We start from the raw sequence: 15,822 nt of genomic DNA, 5'->3' as shown, positions 1-15,822 counted from the left end.
TCTCCTTGGAAAAACGGTGGCCGGTGCAGATCGGAAAGCGAAGGGATCAGGCGAAGGCAGGAGGCGCGCGCGGGTTAGCCGCGGGCCAGGTGAAGCGAGCAGGGATGTCGGCGGCCAGCACAATGGCCGGCGGTGGCGCATGGGGTTGCGGCAACACCGCCACATTCAGGCTGGAACTGAGCGCCGGTCCCATCCCGCCGGAGGAGCACAGCGGACAACCAAACGCCTTGGACAGCGTGGGCAGGTTCTCATCGGTGGAGTTGGACGGCTGGGGCGCCTGGGTACGCGGGTCCACGGTACAGAACTGACCGCCGATGCCATTGAGCTGCATCCCCACCATCTGCCCATGACCAATACTGCAGACGAACACATTGAACAGGACGCAGCAATACAGCATCCAGGCAATGAGCGAGCGGTCGGCACGGGCGAATTTCATGGGGCGGCACTTTAGCATCAGCTGCCGACGAAATGCCTGCAAAAAATCTCTGGGCGACTATCCTGTTTCGCACCTTTAAGGAGAGCCAGCCATGAGCTTTGTCATCGCGCGGTGGATTGTCGGCATTTTTACCTGCATCAGCATGGTCCACCTGTACTGGGCGGCGGGAGGCAAACTCGGCAGCCTCGCCGCCATCCCCCAACTCCCCGGCGAATTCGCCAGCGGGCCACGCCCGGCGTTTAAACCGTCGGCATTGGGCACTTTTCTGGTGGCGATGGGGTTGGTGGCGATTGCGCTGCTCGTGTGTCTTCGGGCTGGGCTTTATTTCTCGCCAGTGTCCCATGGGGCATTGCAGTGGGGGATCAGCGCGATTGCCTTGGTGATGTTTGCCAGGGCGATTGGGGACTCGGAGTTGGTCGGGTTTTTCAAGAAAGTCAGTGGGTCGCGGTTTGCGAGTATGGACACCTGGTTTTATTCGCCTTTGTGCCTGGCGTTGGGGGTAGGGTTGTTGGTGGTGGCGTGGGGGTGATGGACGGATCGCTTTTTTCAGATCCCTGGATCATGACTGGATGAAGTACCAGTTTTGAACCAGGGGAATTCGTGGGAGCCCACCCATGTCCTGGCAGAGGGCTACACAAAAAAGCGGTCCAACTGATTGCATCAGTACACGGGGAAAACTTTCTCAAATAAAAAACGATCTCATTCCTGCCCGATTTGCGGACATGGCCGTCATGGTTAATAGAACCTCTATTACGCAGGATTTCCCATGTCGCGCCTCGCTCGTCCCGTGCATCCACTGGCTCTGTCAGTGGCGATGGCTTTTGCCGCAGTGCCGTTGCTGAATGTCCAATCCGCCTTTGCCGAAGAAAGCAGCCGCGCTGTGCGTAGCTTCCAGATCCCGGCCGGTGACTTGAGCCAGGCCCTCAATAGCCTGGCCGAGCAGGCGGGGCTGGTGTTGGCCTTTGATGCAAGCTTGACTCGGGGCAAGCGTAGCAATGGCTTGAGTGGGCAATACGACACCGATGTGGCCCTGAACCAACTGCTGGCCGGCAACGGCCTGCAAGCCTTGAAGATTTCCGCCGACCGCTACCGCCTGGAAGCTATCCCGGATAACGGCGGCGCCATGGAGTTGCAGCCCACCACCATCAGCGCTGCCTACCAGGCTGAAAGCCCCACTGGGCCGGTGTCCGGCTATGTGGCCACGCGCAGCCTGTCGGGAACCAAGACCGACACCGCGCTGATTGAAACCCCGCAGTCGATCTCCATCGTGACCCGAGACCAGATGCGTGCGCAGAACGCCGAGAGCCTCAACCAGATCCTGCGCTACAGCGCCGCCGTGGTCCCGGAAACCCGTGGCGCTACCGCCTCGCGTCTGGACCAATTGACCATCCGCGGGTTCGCTCCGGCCACCTACCTTGATGGCCTGCGGATGCCATCGAGTCGTGATGCCTTGCCGCAAAAAGACGCCTTCGACCTGGAGCGTGTTGAAGTGCTGCGTGGTCCGGCGTCGGTGCTCTACGGTCAAGGGACACCGAGCGGGGTAATTAACATGGTCACCAAGCGCCCGCTGGACACGCCGTTTCATGAAGTGGGCGTCGAATACGGCACCTTCAACAAGAAGCGCACCACCTTCGATTTGAGCGGGCCGATAGACGATCAGGGCGTGTACTCGTACCGTGTTGCCGGACTTTTCGACGATGCCGATGGTCAGGTTGAACACACCGAGACCCGCCGCCAGTCGCTGTCGACCGCGTTCACCTGGCGCCCGGACGATGCCACGTCGCTGACGCTGCTCGGGCATTTTCAAAAGGACCCCAAGGGCGCGTCCTACGGATCAGTGCCCGCCTGGGGCTCGGTATTGCACAGTCCAACCGGGCGCAGCATTGATGTGGATTTCTACGACGGTGAAAAGAGCTTTGAGAAGAGCGACCGCGAGTATTACTCCATCGGTTACGCCTTCGAACATCACTTCGATGACGTGTGGACCGTACGCCAAAACGCGCGTTACCTGCGCAGTGAAGGCCAATACCGTAGCCTCTACAGCAACTACCTGCTGACGGATTATCGGACTATCCGCCGTTCGACTATCGCCACTGATGTGGACATGGACGCTCATACCCTCGACAACCAGGTCCAGGCCAAATTCGACACGGGCCCGTTGCAGCACACCTTGCTGATGGGGCTCGATTATCAGAACACCAGCACTGACACCCTGTCCGGCTCAGGCACCTACACTGCCGGGCCAACCCTGGATATTTTCAACCCGGTCTACGGCGCAGCCGTTGCGGTACCGGCGTACACCACCGACGGCACGTCGCGTAGCGAACAGACCGGCGTCTACCTGCAAGAGCAGATGAAGTGGGATAAGTGGGTGTTGCTGCTGGGTGGTCGTTATGACTGGGCCAGCACCGAGAGCAGCACCAAAACTCTTCGCACGGGCGTCAAGAGTCAATCCTCGCTGGACAGCAAGGCCTTCACCGGTCGTGTCGGCCTGGTCTATCTCTTCGATAATGGCTTGGCGCCGTATGCCAGCTATTCGGAATCCTTCAACCCGCAGTCGGGCACCGGGTATGGCGGCTCGGTGTTCAAGCCGACCGAAGGTAAACAGTATGAAATCGGCATCAAATACCAGCCGCCGGGCAGTAACAGCTTTATCACGGCGGCGATCTTTGACCTGCGCCAGAGCAACGTACTGACGACCGATCCGGACCCTACGCACCTGTGCGGTACCGGTCGTTGCCAGAGCCAGGACGGCGAAGTGCAATCCCGTGGTTTTGAGTTGGAAGGTAAGGCCAGCCTCAATGACAACTTGGACATCACTGCGGCGTACGCGTACCTGGATAACCGCATCAGCAAGTCCAACAATACCGTGCGCTATGCACCCATCAGCGACATCGGCGTAGGCCCGGCCATCAACGCAGAGGGCACCACCACTTACGCGGTTCCGCGTCACACCGCCTCGGCGTGGGCGGACTACACCTTCCATGACGGCAACCTCAAGGGTTTTGGTGCCGGCGCCGGTGCGCGTTATGTCGGCTCTTCGTGGGGCGATACGGCTAACACCCTGAAAGTACCGGGCTACACCTTGTTCGATGCGGCGGTGCACTACGACATCAAGAACATCGTCAACCTCAAGGACAACCTGCGCCTGGCGCTGAACGCTACCAACCTGGCGAATAAAGAGTATGTCGCGTCGTGCTATTCCTACTCGTGGTGCTGGTATGGCTCGCAGCGCACGGTGCAAGCGAGTGCGACTTATCAGTGGTGACTGCCTGCAACGTTGTAATGGGTGAACGCTGTGTGGCGAGCGTACTCGCCAACAACCCGTTCACTCGATAAGGCAATTTAATGGCCCCTTTGTAACAAAATTCTCGCCAGAATCGCTTTTATTTTCAGGTGGTTAGGCGGGGATGCAAATGCGCAATGTTGGAATCATGCTGATCGCCTGCTCCCTGGCAGGGGGCGCGGCTGTCGTGCAGGCACGGGAGCTGCGCGAGGGTGACAAGTACATGTGCAGTTGGGGCGCTGGCACCGCTGCCAGGGCCCAGGAACTCAAGCTGTCGGGGGTGTCGTTGTACGCCGCTCGGCAGAAGATCCAGACCCTCAAGTTCAACAAATCCTGGATGCGCATGATGGCCATGGGCATCACCGAACAGACCTACGACAACCGTTCACGCCTCAAGCCGGAGGCGATCCGCCAAAGCTTCTACCAGGATTGCGTACGCTACAAAGTGGCGCGTAAATAGGCCTCGGCCACCACCACTCGGCTTACAAAACCATCCCAACCCCTGGCTTCTCATTTGTCTACAATTGCGCCTTTATCCAAGGACAGGGAGCCAGTATGCAAACCACTATCCGGGTAGCGACGCAGGACGATGTCGCCACGCTCTTCGCCATCCGTACGTCTGTGGTGCAAAACCATTTGAGCGTTGCGCAGATGGCCGACCTGGGCATTACGCCCCAAGTTCTGGCCGAGAGCATTCGTGACGCGCCCTGTGCATGGATCGCTGAGGTAGACGGTCAACCTGCAGCCTTTGCGATGGTCGACCTGGCCGAAGGCGAAGTGTTTGCGATGTTCGTACTGCCGACTCACGAGCGTCTCGGCCTCGGTCGGAAACTGATGGCTGTTGCCGAAGCCGTGTTGTTTGAACACCACACCACACTGTTTCTGATCACCGACGGGCGTGACCACATTCGTGCAAACGGTTTTTACCAACGCCTGGGCTGGTCGAAAGTAGGGCAGGTTGAGTGTGACGACGTGCGCTACGAAAAAAACAGGGTGTAATCACGCGTGGACCCATCTAAGGATGCGTCGTTATTTTTATTAATAACCCTTTTTTATAAGTGGAAATATACCCGGTAGTTGCACCAAAAAGTGGCACTTGTATCCGTCACTACCCTAAAAAACATGTGGTTATTGAAGGACTTACAACAGTTCCAATCCGACGAAAGGATTGAAATAGTCTTGTTACACGTTTTTACAGTCGTTACTATAGCCGGGCGTTCACCTCCCACGGTTTATGCATTTTTAAATCCCAAGTTTCCATCAGCTACTTGGGATTTTTTTTGCCCGCGATTTGACCTCCGCGTCAAACTTCACCCTCGGCAAACTCCGCGCGCATCCGTCCATTGCGTTTGGCCTGGTAGAGCAATTTGTCGACACCCTCGACAAATTCCAGCATCGGACTATCTGGTGTGACGATACGTGTACCGACGCCCAGGCTCATGGTCAGCAGGTTCGACACCGCCGAAAAACCATGCTCGATCTGCTGCTGGCAGATCAGGTGCAGGCAACGTCGTGCTACCTGTTTGGCCGACGCCGCGTCGGTTTCCGGTAGTAGCCATACAAACTCTTCACCGCCGATCCGCGCGATGAAATCCCGTGGCCGGTTGGCTGCCAGCGACAGGGTACGTGCGACCTGGCGCAAGCATTCGTCGCCCTTGATATGGCCGTAGTGATCGTTGTACTGCTTGAAAAAATCGATATCCAGGATGATCAACGACAGCGGCAACTGGCTGCGCTGGGCGCTGGCCCATTCGCGCTCAAGCACGGTGTCGAACATGCGTCGGTTGGCGATCCCGGTCAGGCCGTCCTGGTAGGAATATTCCTCAAGTTGCTTTTGCAGGCGTACCAAGTGCTCTTCGGTTTTCTTGCGTTCGCTGATATCGAACATAAATCCGATCAGGGCTTCGACCTCGCCGTCCTTGCGCACCACGTGCACCACGTCACGAATCCACACGTAGTCGCCGTTGACCGTCAGTGCCCGGTAATCCGCCTCATGGTCCACGCCGGCGCGGGACTGCGACACACAGAAATTCACCACGTATTCACGGTCATCCGGGTGCATGCGCTCGACCCAGTCGTCCACGCTGACCCAGCTCTGCGGGGTCCAGCCCAGCAATGTTTCGATCTGCGGGCCGATGTAGCTGAACGTCATGGTTTGCCAATCGATACGCCAGGGGATGGCTTTGGTCGACTCCAACAGCGTTCGGTACACGTCACTGTCGGGCTGGCTTGGGTGATCGATGCTCATGGGAGTGCTCGGGGATGATGGCGAATAGCCAAGAGCCTCTTTTGATCGTCGCTTGGAGTCAAGCGTAAGCCGAGGCAGCAGACGAGAGGTCGTGAAGGAGGCTTTTTGGCGCGGGTGTTTCGGCGTTTTCGCTACAAATAGACGCTGGATTTTTGAACACTGACAGTACCGTTGGTGCAGGCAGCCGCTGCCGCGTTCGTCAAATCCTTTGTCGAACGGCAGAGAGCAAATGGCTTGGTGATACGAGGGGTGTTGACCAGCGACAAGAGCGCCGATTTACAGGCGGCGTAGAAAGGATTTGACGATGTGTTTGGTGGCGTCGGTGGTGTCCAACTGGTCGAGCGCGCCATAAGCGTGCCACTGGCAGTCGACAATCTCGTTACAGGGTCGCGCGTCCGCGATGTTCACCACTGACGCTTCGAACACATGATGCAGCGTGTCGCGGGCTTTGAGTTCCTGCAGATAGAGCAGGCCGTCCACGTTCAATCCGGTTTCTTCTTCCAGCTCGCGTTCGGCGGCGCCCACCGGGCGTTCGTCGCGTTCGACCTTGCCACCCGGCAACGCCCATTTTGATCTGGCCTTGCGCACGAAGAGGATATGCCCCTCGTGTTCGCATATGACCGTTGCCCTGATTTTCATCGTCTGTGTCCCGCAGCGGCATGAATGTCATAAAAGTGTAATGCAATTGTCATGCTAAGTGGTTATGGCGCGCAGGGATGGGTATGTGGATACTGCCCGACTGAACAAAACGCACGAGGAAAACAGATGAGCACCGTACGTTGGGGCATGATCGGCTGTGGCAGTGTCGCTGAATTGAAGAGTGGGCCCGCTTTCTACAAAGCGCCAGGTTCGGCCCTGGTAGCCGTGATGGGGCGTCGCGAGGCCGCCGTGCGCGATTATGCAACACGCCATGGCATTGCCCGTTCCTATACCGACGCCCAGGCGCTGATCAACGACCCTGAGGTGGACGCGGTCTACATCGCCACACCGCCCGACAGCCACTTGGAATACAGCCTGATGGTGGCCGCGGCCGGCAAGCATTGCTGCGTCGAGAAACCCATGGCGCTGAATGCCGAGCAAAGCGCATTGATGCAACGTACCTTCGAGCGTGCCGGGCTGCATTTGTTTGTCTCCTACTACCGCCGTTCGCTGCCGCGCTTTCAGCAAGTTCGCGATTGGCTGCGGGATGGGCGCATCGGCGAGCTGCGTCAGCTTACCTGGACCCTGTGCAAACCACCGGCTGCCGAGGACGCCAGCGCCGCCAACTGGCGCACCGACCCGCTGATCGCGGGTGGCGGCTACTTTGCCGACCTGGCCAGCCACGGTTTTGACCTGTTCCAGTACCTGGCCGGGGATATCGTCGAGGTGTCCGGTTTTACCGCACGCCAGGCAGGTCGCTATGTGGCCGAGGACGCGGTTACAGCTTGCTGGACCTTCAGCTCGGGCGCGCTGGGCATGGGTTGCTGGAACTTTGTTGCCGACCGACGGGAAGACAACGTCGAGCTGATCGGCAGTAAGGGGCGCATTACGTTTGCCGTTTTCGAAGACCAACCGCTGCGCCTTGAAGGCGAGACCAACGAAGTGCTGGACGTGCCGTGCCACGCGCATATCCAGTGGCACCACGTGTTGGCCATGAACGCGCATATCCGTGGTGAAGCCGAGCATCCTTCGCTGGCCATCGAGGCATTGAAAACCGACCGGATTCTGGACAAGGTGCTACAGCGCAACCCCCATCATCCCGGCTAGATGCGATATACGTGTTTTTTCTCAAGGAATAGACGGATGAGATACTGGATGGTGTCGTGCCTTGTGTTCGCTACAGGCGCAATGGCGGCCCCAAGAAGTCAGGGCACGCCTGGAGAGTTTGATTTCTACGTGTTGTCGCTGTCATGGTCGCCGACGTTTTGCCTGACGCACCCGGATAACGAACAGTGTTCAGGTAAAGGCTACGGTTTTGTGCTTCACGGTCTGTGGCCGCAATACGCGAAGGGCGGGTGGCCGGCGTCCTGTGATTCCCAGTCACGCTTGTCTCGCGAAGAGATGGACAAGGGCGCGGCGCTGTTTCCCACGCGTTCCCTGCTCAAGCACGAATGGGCCAAGCACGGTACTTGCAGTGGGCTGGATCCAATGGCGTATCTGGAAAAGACCGATGTGGCACTGGGCGTTGTCGCCATTCCGCCGCAACTGCAACCGTTCAATACACCGCCTTCGTTACCTGCCCGTGAGATCGAGGCGTTGTTTCGCGAGAGCAACCCGCGCATGGGCAATCATGGGTTGGCCGTGATCTGCAAAGGCAAGGTGCTGTCGGAAGTGCGCGTCTGCCTGACCAAGGAGCTGGCGTTCGCCGGCTGCCCGCGCAGTGTGAAAACCCAATGCCGGGAGGGCGATATCCGCATTCCTGCGCAGCGCTGAGGCAGCCTCGCCGCGGGACTGGGGGCCAGGGTGATTTTGTTCAATACCGTTTCGGCTCGGCCTTATACCGTGGATCCCTCTTCATGCATCACCATAAAAAGGGATCCGCAATGAGCTTGATTATTTCCATGGCCGCCTTCGCCCTGGCCACGTCCATCACACCTGGACCGGTCAATGTCGTGGCCCTGAGTTCCGGCGCTCGGTTCGGTTTTGCCGCCAGCCAGAAACACGTGTTCGGCGCTGCCGTCGGCTTCACCCTGCTGTTGGTGCTGATCGGCCTGGGCCTGCATGAAGTGTTGGTGCGCTGGCCAATCCTGACCCAATTGATTCAATGGGGCGGCGTGGCCTTTTTGCTGTACATGGCCTGGAAACTGGCCGTCGATGATGGCCGCCTGGACGCCGAGGGCACCGCCACTGCGCCATCAATGCTTTACGGCGCGATTATGCAATGGCTCAACCCCAAGGCTTGGCTGGCTTGCGTGGCGGGAATGGGTCTGTTCGTGGCTGATGGCGACGCCGGTCAGGTGTGGCTGTTTGCAAGCCTCTACCTGGTGATCTGTTACCTGTCGGTGGCGTGCTGGGCCTATGCGGGCACCTTCCTGCGCCGCTACTTGAGTAACCCTCAGGGCGTGCGCGTTTTCAACCGCTCAATGGCCGCGTTGCTGGTGGCCAGTGTGGGTTATTTGCTGATGGCTTGAGCCGGTCGCGGTACTGGCCGGGCGTGGCGGCGAAGTGCTGTTTGAAGGCACGCTGGAAATGCGCTTGGTCGGCAAAGCCTGCGGCCAGGGCCACATCGGCGATCAGTTCGCCCTGGCGTAGTTGGCTGCGGGCAAACTGGATACGCTCATTGACCACAAACGCATGGGGCGTCAGCCCGTAATACTGCTTGAACGCGCGGATCAGGTACGACGGCGACAGCTCGGCCGCCTGGCAAATATCTTCCAGTTTCAACGCAAGGGTGCAGTGCGCGCGGATGAATTCGGCGGCGCGTTCCAGCTTGTGGTTCACCTCCCGCACTGGCGTAAGCGATGGGTTCAGGCGCTGCTGAACTTCACTGAAATAACTGATCAGTGCACTTTGCTTTTGCAGAAGTTCGGCCTGTTCGTCCACCAATGTGCTGTACAGCGCCAACAGGCCGCTGAACAACACCGGGTCACGGGTATGGGGCGTATTGAATGGCCGGTAACCCTGTTCGGTACTGAAGCCCAGTTGGTATTGCAGGTTCGTGAGCCACGGGGTATCGAGATAGAGCATATGGTAGGACCAATGCTCGTTCTCAATAGGGTTGCAGGCATGCACGTCGCCAGGGTTCATCAATACCACCGTGCCGACGCTGATCTGGAAGGTCTCGGCGCCGTAGTGGTAATAGCTGCGTCCGGTGGTGATCGCGCCGATAGAAAAATGCTCATGGGCGTGACGGGTGTAAGTGACCTTGCGCCCGTCGGCGATGGTCCGCGCTTCTATGAACGGCAAGCGCTCGTCACGCCAGAAGCGGGGCGAGTGTGTCGCGCAAGTGTCCGGTGACATAGCGGTGGCTCCATCCCTTGGAAGAACGAGGGATGATCATTACACACGCCGCCAATGGCGTCAGCTTAGAAGTCCCACTTGGTCGCCAGCTGCAGGCTGCGCGGTTCGCCGTAGAAACCAGTGCCGAAGTTGCCGAGGCCCGTGTAGTACTTTTTGTCGAACAGGTTCTTCACGTTCAACGTGGTGCTCAGGTGCTCGTTGAAGCGGTAGCGCGCCATCAGGTCTACCAGGTAGTAGCTGTCCTGGGTGATGCGCGAGTTGTGGCCGAAGTTGACGGTATCGCTCGGATCGGGCTGGAACACGTTGCCGAAGAACGCGCTCTGCCAGTTCACGCCACCGCCCACGGTGACATTTTCCAGTGCGCCGGGCAGGCGATAGGAACTGAACAGGCGCACCACTTGCTGTGGCGTGGTGGTCTGCAGCACCGAGCTGTACACGTAGCCGTCATCGGCATCGCGGGTGTGCTGGTAGGTGTAGCCGGCGGCGATATTCCAGCCGTCCAGCACCTCGCCCGACAGTTCGGCTTCAAAGCCCTTGGTGGTCGCGCCGGCGATGGGGCGGTAAATCGAGTCGGTATCGAAGCCTGAGACAGGCTCGGCCACGTTGTCCTGTTCGATGCGGAACGCGGCGAAGCTGGCGTTCAAGCGACCGTCGTAGAACGCGGCCTTGAGCCCGGCTTCGTAGGTTTGGCCTTCCACTGGGTCGAGCAATTTGCGGTCAGCGTCTTTGCTGGTTTGTGGTCGGTAGATTTGGGTGTAGCTGGTGTACACCGACCAGGTGTCGTTGAGGTCATAGACGATCCCGGCGTACGGCGTGACCACGCCACTCTGGTGGTAGGTGGTGCGGTTGTCGGTCTGGGTCGGGTCGTAGAAGTCGGTGCTGTCGGTGCCGCTGAAATTGCTCACGCGGGTGCCGAGAATCACCGACAGGTCATCGGTGGGCTTCAGGCGAGTGGCCAGGTAGGCACCCGTCTGGCGTTGCACGATATCGTTCTGGCCACTGCGTGGGATGTTCGGTTTGGCGTATTCACCTTGCCAGTCGAAGATGCTGCCGCCCACGCCGGGGTAGATCGAGCCGTACACCGGCACGTCCTGTTTCGAGCGGGTGGCCATGAAGCCCATGATCAACTCATGCTCGCGGCCGAACAGGCTGAACGGTCCACTGAAATTGACGTCCAGGGTGTTCTGCACCTGGTCGCCCTTGTACTTGCCCATGAACATGTACATGCCGTCGCCGGTGACCGGGTCCGGGTTGCCGCCGCTGGCGGAGGCCAGCAGGGTGTCGTGCTGGCTGCGTTTGCGGTCGAGACTGACTTTGAGCGACCAGTCATTGGCCAAGTTGTGCTGTACCGAGGCGAAGAGCGTCTGGTTTTGGAAGTCACGGCGGCTCCAGTCGGCAGCCGGGTTGAACGAGCGCGAGAAATTCGTGCGCGAGCCGTCGCTGAAGTACATCGGGAAACCGGTCCAACTGGCGCCGCGCGAGCGAGTGTTCTGCTGGTCGATGCCAAAGGTCAGCAGGGTGTCGGGCGTCAGGTCCGCTTCCAGGATGCCGTAGGCGATGTCCTTGGTGTTCTGGTAATGGTCCAGGTAGGACTGGCGGTCCTGATACACGCCGACAAAGCGCCCGCGTACATTGCCAGACTCGGTCAAAGAGCCGGAGATATCGCCTTCGGTGCGGTAGTTGTCCCAAGAGCCGAACGTCTGGGTGACCGAGGCCTTGAAGTCCTTGGTGGGCTTTTTGCGGATCAGGTTGACGGTGGCGGACGGGTCGCCGGAGCCGCTTAACAGGCCAGCCGAACCTTTGATGATTTCCAGGTGGTCGTACACCGCCATGTCGGTGCTGGTGGTGCCGTAGTCGTACACGCCGTCGTAGGTGGAGTTGACGCCGTCGTACTGGAAATTGGTGATCGGCAGGCCACGGCTGGAGAACTCCCAGCGCTCGCTGTCGTAGTTCTGCACGCTCACGCCAGGGGCGCGGCGCAGGGTATCGGCAATGCTATTGGAACCCTGATCGTCCATCTGCTGGCGGGTGATCACGGTGACCGATTGCGGGGTTTCACGCATCGATAACGGTAGACCGGTGGCCGAGGCCATCGAGCCTGTGGTGTAGGAGTGGGTGTCTTCAGTGGTAGCGCCCAAGTCCTGGCCAGAAATGGTGGTAGCGCCCAGCTCCAGGGCCCCGGTGCTGGCCGGGACCAGTTCCAGTACGTAGCCATTGTTGCCCTGGGGCAGGGCCTGCAAGCCGCTGCCTTGCAGGACGTGTTGCAAGCCACTGGCGGCGGTGTAGTTGCCCGTCAGGCCAGGGCTGGTCTTGCCGGCGGCGAGGCTGTTGTGGCCGGCAATGAAAATGCCCGACTGCTCGGCAAAGCGGTTCAGCACACTGATCAGCGAACCAGCAGCGATGCGGTAGCTGCGCGTGGTCTCCTGGGTCGAAGGCGATTCGGCGGCATGCACCACCGGCACACCGAGGCAAAACAGCGAAGTGGCCAGCGCCAATGGGCGCAGCGCGAAGCGAGCAGGTTGCGACATGAATGTTTCCCTTTGGATCAAGTCGATCGGCGAATTGAAAGCGTCTACAGGGTTAACCGAACGAGTTTTGAAAAAGGGAACTGGCGGCGGGGAAAACTTACCGTGGGCCGACGGTGACCCACCATGGCATCAGCCGATCGACCCGAACCGGCAGCGCGGCTTGCAGCAGATGCAGGGCGTGGTCACTGTCCATCAGCGGGAATGAACCCATCACCGGCAAGTGCGCCACCGCCGGGTCACAGCCCAGGTGGCCGGGGCGATAGCGGTTGAGCTCGGCCACCAACTGGCCCAGGGGCAAATTGTCGGCCAGCAGCACGCCACGGCTCCAGGCTTCACGCGCGGGGGATACCGCGGTGGTTGGGTTGAAGCCATCGCGGTTGAACGCGATTTGCTGGCCGGCGTCGATGATGCGCACCTGCTGGCTGGCGGTGCGCACTTGCACCCGGCCCTCAAAGACGTTGAGCTCAGTGTGGTCTTCGCCTTGCAACACACTGAAGTGAGTGCCCAGGGCCTGCAGGCGGCCGTGTTCGGTGTCTACCAGGAAGGGTCGGCCGGCGTCCTTGGCCGTATCAATCAGCACTTCGCCAAAGCGCAGGTGCAACAGGCGTTGCAGGGGATCGAAGCGTACATCCAGTGCGCTCAGGGCGTTGAGCCATACATGACTGCCATCGGCCAGCACAGCATCGCGGGTCTCGCCGCTGCCGGTGGCGTAGTCGGCGCTCCAGCCGCCCACCAGCCGGGGCAGGGCGGTGTTGCGCCAAGTGCCCCACGCCAGGGTTGAACCGGCACACAACACCAGTAATGTTTTGAGTGTCTGGCGCCGCGAACTGCGCAAGGCGCGGCTGGCGCTCGGGGCTTGGTCCATCAGCGGCGCGAAACGCTGGCTGACGCGCTCCACATATTGCCAGGCCGCCAGATGCTCCGGGTTCTGCGCCATCCAGGCCTGCCAGCGTTGCTGCTCCTGGGCGCTGCCTTGGTCCTGCAGGCGCACGTACCAGTGCGCAGCCTGTTCCAGGCTGGCATGGCTGAGCTTGCCGGGGGTATTCATTGCACCAGCATCCCATCCAGCTCGGCTTCGAGGATCGCGCAATGCAGCAAGGCCTGGGCCATGTATTTCTTGACCATGCGTTCGCCCACGCCCAGTTGCTCGCCAATGGCTTTGTAGGGCAGGCCATGCAGTTGGGCCAGCAGGAATGCTTCGCGAACCTTGCTCGGCAGGCGGGCGAGCATGGCGTCCACTTCGTAGAGGGTTTCGACGATGATTGTCCGCTGTTCCGGCGACGGCTGGGTACTTTCGGGACGCAGGGCGAGGCTATCGAGCCAGGCTTTTTCCAGTTGGCGACGTCGCCAATGGTCGATGCACAAACCACGGGCGATGGTGGCCAGGTAGGAGCGCTGGCGCGCGTGATCGGTCTCGGTCGGTGGGCGGCTGAGTAGGCGGATAAAGGTGTCGTGGGCCAGGTCGGCGGCATCCCAGCGGTCGTTCAGGCGTCTGCGCAACAGACCGAGCAGCCAGCCGTGGTGGGTGCCGTAGAGGTGGGTGAAGGAGGTCGACACACTAGCCATCCAGCGCGAGAGAAACGGTGTAAATAAGAATTGGTCGCGATTAAAGCAAAAGGACGGGGTGAGCGCAAATGATATTGGTTCGCTACTAGGCAGGCTTAAAGGAGTAGGGCTGAAGGTGGGAGGGGGGGCTCTCGATTGTTGTGGGTCAGCCACAGCTGCATCAGCTGACAATCCCTCATCGGGGGCAAGCCCCCTCCCACATTAGGTCTGCGTGCATTCAGGCAGGAACGAGGAACGCCGCTTCCAGCAACTGCCGGGTATACGCGTGCTGCGGATCAGCAAAAATCGCCCGCGCATCGCCTTGTTCCACCACCTGGCCATGCTTGACCACCATCAATTGGTGACTCAATGCCTTCACGACCGCCAGGTCATGGCTGATGAACAGGTAGGTCAGGTTGTACTTGGCCTGCAGGCTGCGCAGCAATTCCACGACCTGGCGTTGCACCGTGCGGTCCAGCGCCGAGGTAGGTTCGTCCAGCAGGATCAGGCGCGGCTTGAGCACCAACGCGCGGGCGATGGCGATGCGTTGGCGTTGCCCGCCGGAAAATTCGTGGGGGTAGCGATGGCGGGACTCCGGGTCCAGGCCCACTTCCTTGAGCGCCGCGATAATCGCCGCTTCCTGCTCGGCCGGCGTGCCCATTTTGTGAATGCGCAGACCTTCGCCAACGATCTCACTGACGCTCATGCGCGGGCTCAGGCTGCCGAACGGGTCCTGGAACACCACCTGCATTTCTCGGCGCAGCGGGCGCACCTGCTGTTGCGTCAGGCGGTCAAGCTGCTGGCCTTCGAAGCGAATCCCACCTTTGCTTCCGATCAAGCGCAAAATCGCCAGGCCGAGGGTTGATTTGCCCGAACCACTTTCGCCGACGATGCCCAGGGTTTGCCCTTGGGGCAGGCTGAAGTTGATGCCATCGACCGCCTTGACGTAATCGACGGTGTTGCGCAAAAAGCCCTTCTTGATCGGGAACCACACCTTCAGGTCATCGACCTCCAGCAGCGGCGGCCCGACCACATTATTGGCCGGTCCACCGCTGGGTTCGGCCGCCAGCAATTCCTGGGTGTAAGGGTGTTGCGGCGACTGGAACAGCGTCTCGCATTCGGCCTGTTCTACGATGCAACCTTTCTGCATCACACAGACGCGATGGGCAATGCGCCGCACCAGGTTCAGGTCGTGGCTGATCAGCAGCAAGGCCATGCCCAGGCGTGCCTGCAACTCCTTGAGCAGCTCCAGAATTTTTAACTGCACGGTCACGTCGAGGGCCGTGGTCGGCTCGTCGGCGATCAACAGTTCCGGCTCGTTGGCCAATGCCATGGCAATCATTACCCGCTGGCGCTGACCGCCGGACAACTCGTGAGGCAGGGCCTTTAGGCGCTTGTGCGGTTCGGGAATGCCCACCAGTTCGAGCAATTCCAGGGTGCGCTGCGTGGCAACCTTGCCGGTGAGCCCTTTGTGCAGGCCGAGCACTTCGTTGATCTGCTTCTCGATGGAGTGCAGTGGGTTCAACGAGGTCATCGGCTCCTGGAAGATCATTGCGATGCGATTACCGCGAATGTGCCGCAGGGTCTTTTCCTTGAGGGTCAGCAGGTCTTGCCCGGCGTACTGGATGATGCCGCTCGGGTGCCGTGCCAACGGGTAGGGCAGCAGGCGCAGGATCGAGTGGGCGGTCACCGACTTGCCAGAGCCGCTTTCGCCAACCAGCGCGATGGTTTCGCCGCGTTTGATGTCGAAGCTGACGTTGTTGACCACCCTGTGGTGATGCTCGCCGGTGACAAACTCGACGCTGAGGTCGCGGATTTCGATCAGATTGTCCTGATTCAT

At 59.9% G+C, this 15,822-nt stretch carries 15 protein-coding genes; 7 read left to right on the top strand and 8 right to left on the bottom strand.

Annotated features, from left to right (window positions below; translation table 11 throughout):
• Nucleotides 1-46: 46 nt before the first annotated feature.
• On the bottom strand, nt 47-436 hold the full coding sequence (locus tag CKW32_RS21590) for a DUF2946 domain-containing protein (RefSeq protein WP_095185943.1): 390 nt from the start codon (nt 434-436) through the stop codon (nt 47-49).
• 91 nt (nt 437-527) lie between these two features.
• On the opposite strand from CKW32_RS21590, the gene CKW32_RS21585 reads away from it, so the two are divergent.
• The 4 genes from CKW32_RS21585 (at nt 528) to CKW32_RS21570 (ending at nt 4,721) form a co-directional block, all read left to right on the top strand.
• Nucleotides 528-965 (top strand): DUF3995 domain-containing protein, encoded by a 438-nt coding sequence (locus CKW32_RS21585; protein ID WP_032885797.1) that lies wholly within the window; start codon nt 528-530, stop codon nt 963-965.
• Between the two features lie 237 nt (nt 966-1,202).
• Nucleotides 1,203-3,704: a TonB-dependent siderophore receptor gene (locus CKW32_RS21580; RefSeq protein WP_095185942.1), complete on the top strand. Its 2,502-nt coding sequence runs from the start codon at nt 1,203-1,205 to the stop codon at nt 3,702-3,704.
• A gap of 148 nt (nt 3,705-3,852) precedes the next feature.
• On the top strand, nt 3,853-4,182 hold the full coding sequence (locus CKW32_RS21575) for a hypothetical protein (RefSeq protein ID WP_095186029.1): 330 nt from the start codon (nt 3,853-3,855) through the stop codon (nt 4,180-4,182).
• A 95-nt stretch (nt 4,183-4,277) separates the two neighbouring features.
• Nucleotides 4,278-4,721 carry a GNAT family N-acetyltransferase gene (locus CKW32_RS21570; RefSeq protein WP_032885800.1) on the top strand — a complete coding sequence of 148 codons (444 nt, stop codon included), beginning with the start codon at nt 4,278-4,280 and terminating at the stop codon, nt 4,719-4,721.
• Between the two features lie 304 nt (nt 4,722-5,025).
• Here the strand turns inward: CKW32_RS21570 and CKW32_RS21565 are convergent, their stop codons facing one another.
• Entirely contained in the window at nt 5,026-5,970 is a 945-nt protein-coding gene (locus tag CKW32_RS21565) for a diguanylate cyclase (RefSeq protein WP_095185941.1), read from the bottom strand.
• A 276-nt stretch (nt 5,971-6,246) separates the two neighbouring features.
• Nucleotides 6,247-6,609 carry an NUDIX hydrolase gene (locus CKW32_RS21560; RefSeq protein ID WP_032885802.1) on the bottom strand — a complete coding sequence of 121 codons (363 nt, stop codon included), beginning with the start codon at nt 6,607-6,609 and terminating at the stop codon, nt 6,247-6,249.
• A 126-nt stretch (nt 6,610-6,735) separates the two neighbouring features.
• Here CKW32_RS21560 and CKW32_RS21555 point away from each other — a divergent pair, with 126 nt between their 5' ends.
• The 3 genes from CKW32_RS21555 (at nt 6,736) to CKW32_RS21545 (ending at nt 9,080) form a co-directional block, all read left to right on the top strand.
• Nucleotides 6,736-7,716: a Gfo/Idh/MocA family protein gene (locus CKW32_RS21555; protein ID WP_095185940.1), complete on the top strand. Its 981-nt coding sequence runs from the start codon at nt 6,736-6,738 to the stop codon at nt 7,714-7,716.
• 36 nt (nt 7,717-7,752) lie between these two features.
• Nucleotides 7,753-8,382 carry a ribonuclease T2 gene (locus tag CKW32_RS21550; RefSeq protein ID WP_095185939.1) on the top strand — a complete coding sequence of 210 codons (630 nt, stop codon included), beginning with the start codon at nt 7,753-7,755 and terminating at the stop codon, nt 8,380-8,382.
• 110 nt (nt 8,383-8,492) lie between these two features.
• Nucleotides 8,493-9,080, top strand: a complete 588-nt coding sequence (locus tag CKW32_RS21545; RefSeq protein WP_032885806.1) for a LysE family translocator — start codon at nt 8,493-8,495, stop codon at nt 9,078-9,080.
• Here CKW32_RS21545 and CKW32_RS21540 read toward each other — a convergent pair.
• The 5 genes from CKW32_RS21540 to CKW32_RS21520 all read right to left on the bottom strand — a co-directional run bounded on the left by CKW32_RS21540 (nt 9,022) and on the right by CKW32_RS21520 (nt 15,822).
• Nucleotides 9,022-9,909: an AraC family transcriptional regulator gene (locus tag CKW32_RS21540; RefSeq protein ID WP_095185938.1), complete on the bottom strand. Its 888-nt coding sequence runs from the start codon at nt 9,907-9,909 to the stop codon at nt 9,022-9,024. The two genes, CKW32_RS21545 and CKW32_RS21540, sit on opposite strands and share 59 nt — an antisense overlap.
• Nucleotides 9,910-9,974: 65 nt before the next feature.
• The gene (locus CKW32_RS21535) at nt 9,975-12,437 is read right to left on the bottom strand and encodes a TonB-dependent receptor (RefSeq protein ID WP_095185937.1); all 2,463 of its coding nucleotides are present in this window, start codon (nt 12,435-12,437) and stop codon (nt 9,975-9,977) included.
• A 97-nt stretch (nt 12,438-12,534) separates the two neighbouring features.
• Nucleotides 12,535-13,485 (bottom strand): FecR domain-containing protein, encoded by a 951-nt coding sequence (locus tag CKW32_RS21530; RefSeq protein ID WP_095185936.1) that lies wholly within the window; start codon nt 13,483-13,485, stop codon nt 12,535-12,537.
• A complete protein-coding gene (locus CKW32_RS21525; protein WP_095185935.1) occupies nt 13,482-14,003 on the bottom strand; it encodes a sigma-70 family RNA polymerase sigma factor in 522 nt (173 codons plus the stop codon). The genes CKW32_RS21530 and CKW32_RS21525 overlap by 4 nt, the downstream gene beginning before the upstream one ends.
• A 217-nt stretch (nt 14,004-14,220) precedes the next feature.
• Nucleotides 14,221-15,822, bottom strand: a complete 1,602-nt coding sequence (locus CKW32_RS21520) for an ABC transporter ATP-binding protein (protein ID WP_032885813.1) — start codon at nt 15,820-15,822, stop codon at nt 14,221-14,223.

This window comes from Pseudomonas sp. Irchel 3H9 (assembly GCF_900187495.1).
Classification (GTDB): domain Bacteria; phylum Pseudomonadota; class Gammaproteobacteria; order Pseudomonadales; family Pseudomonadaceae; genus Aquipseudomonas; species Aquipseudomonas sivasensis.
This window is presented reverse-complemented; position numbering and strand designations above follow the sequence as displayed.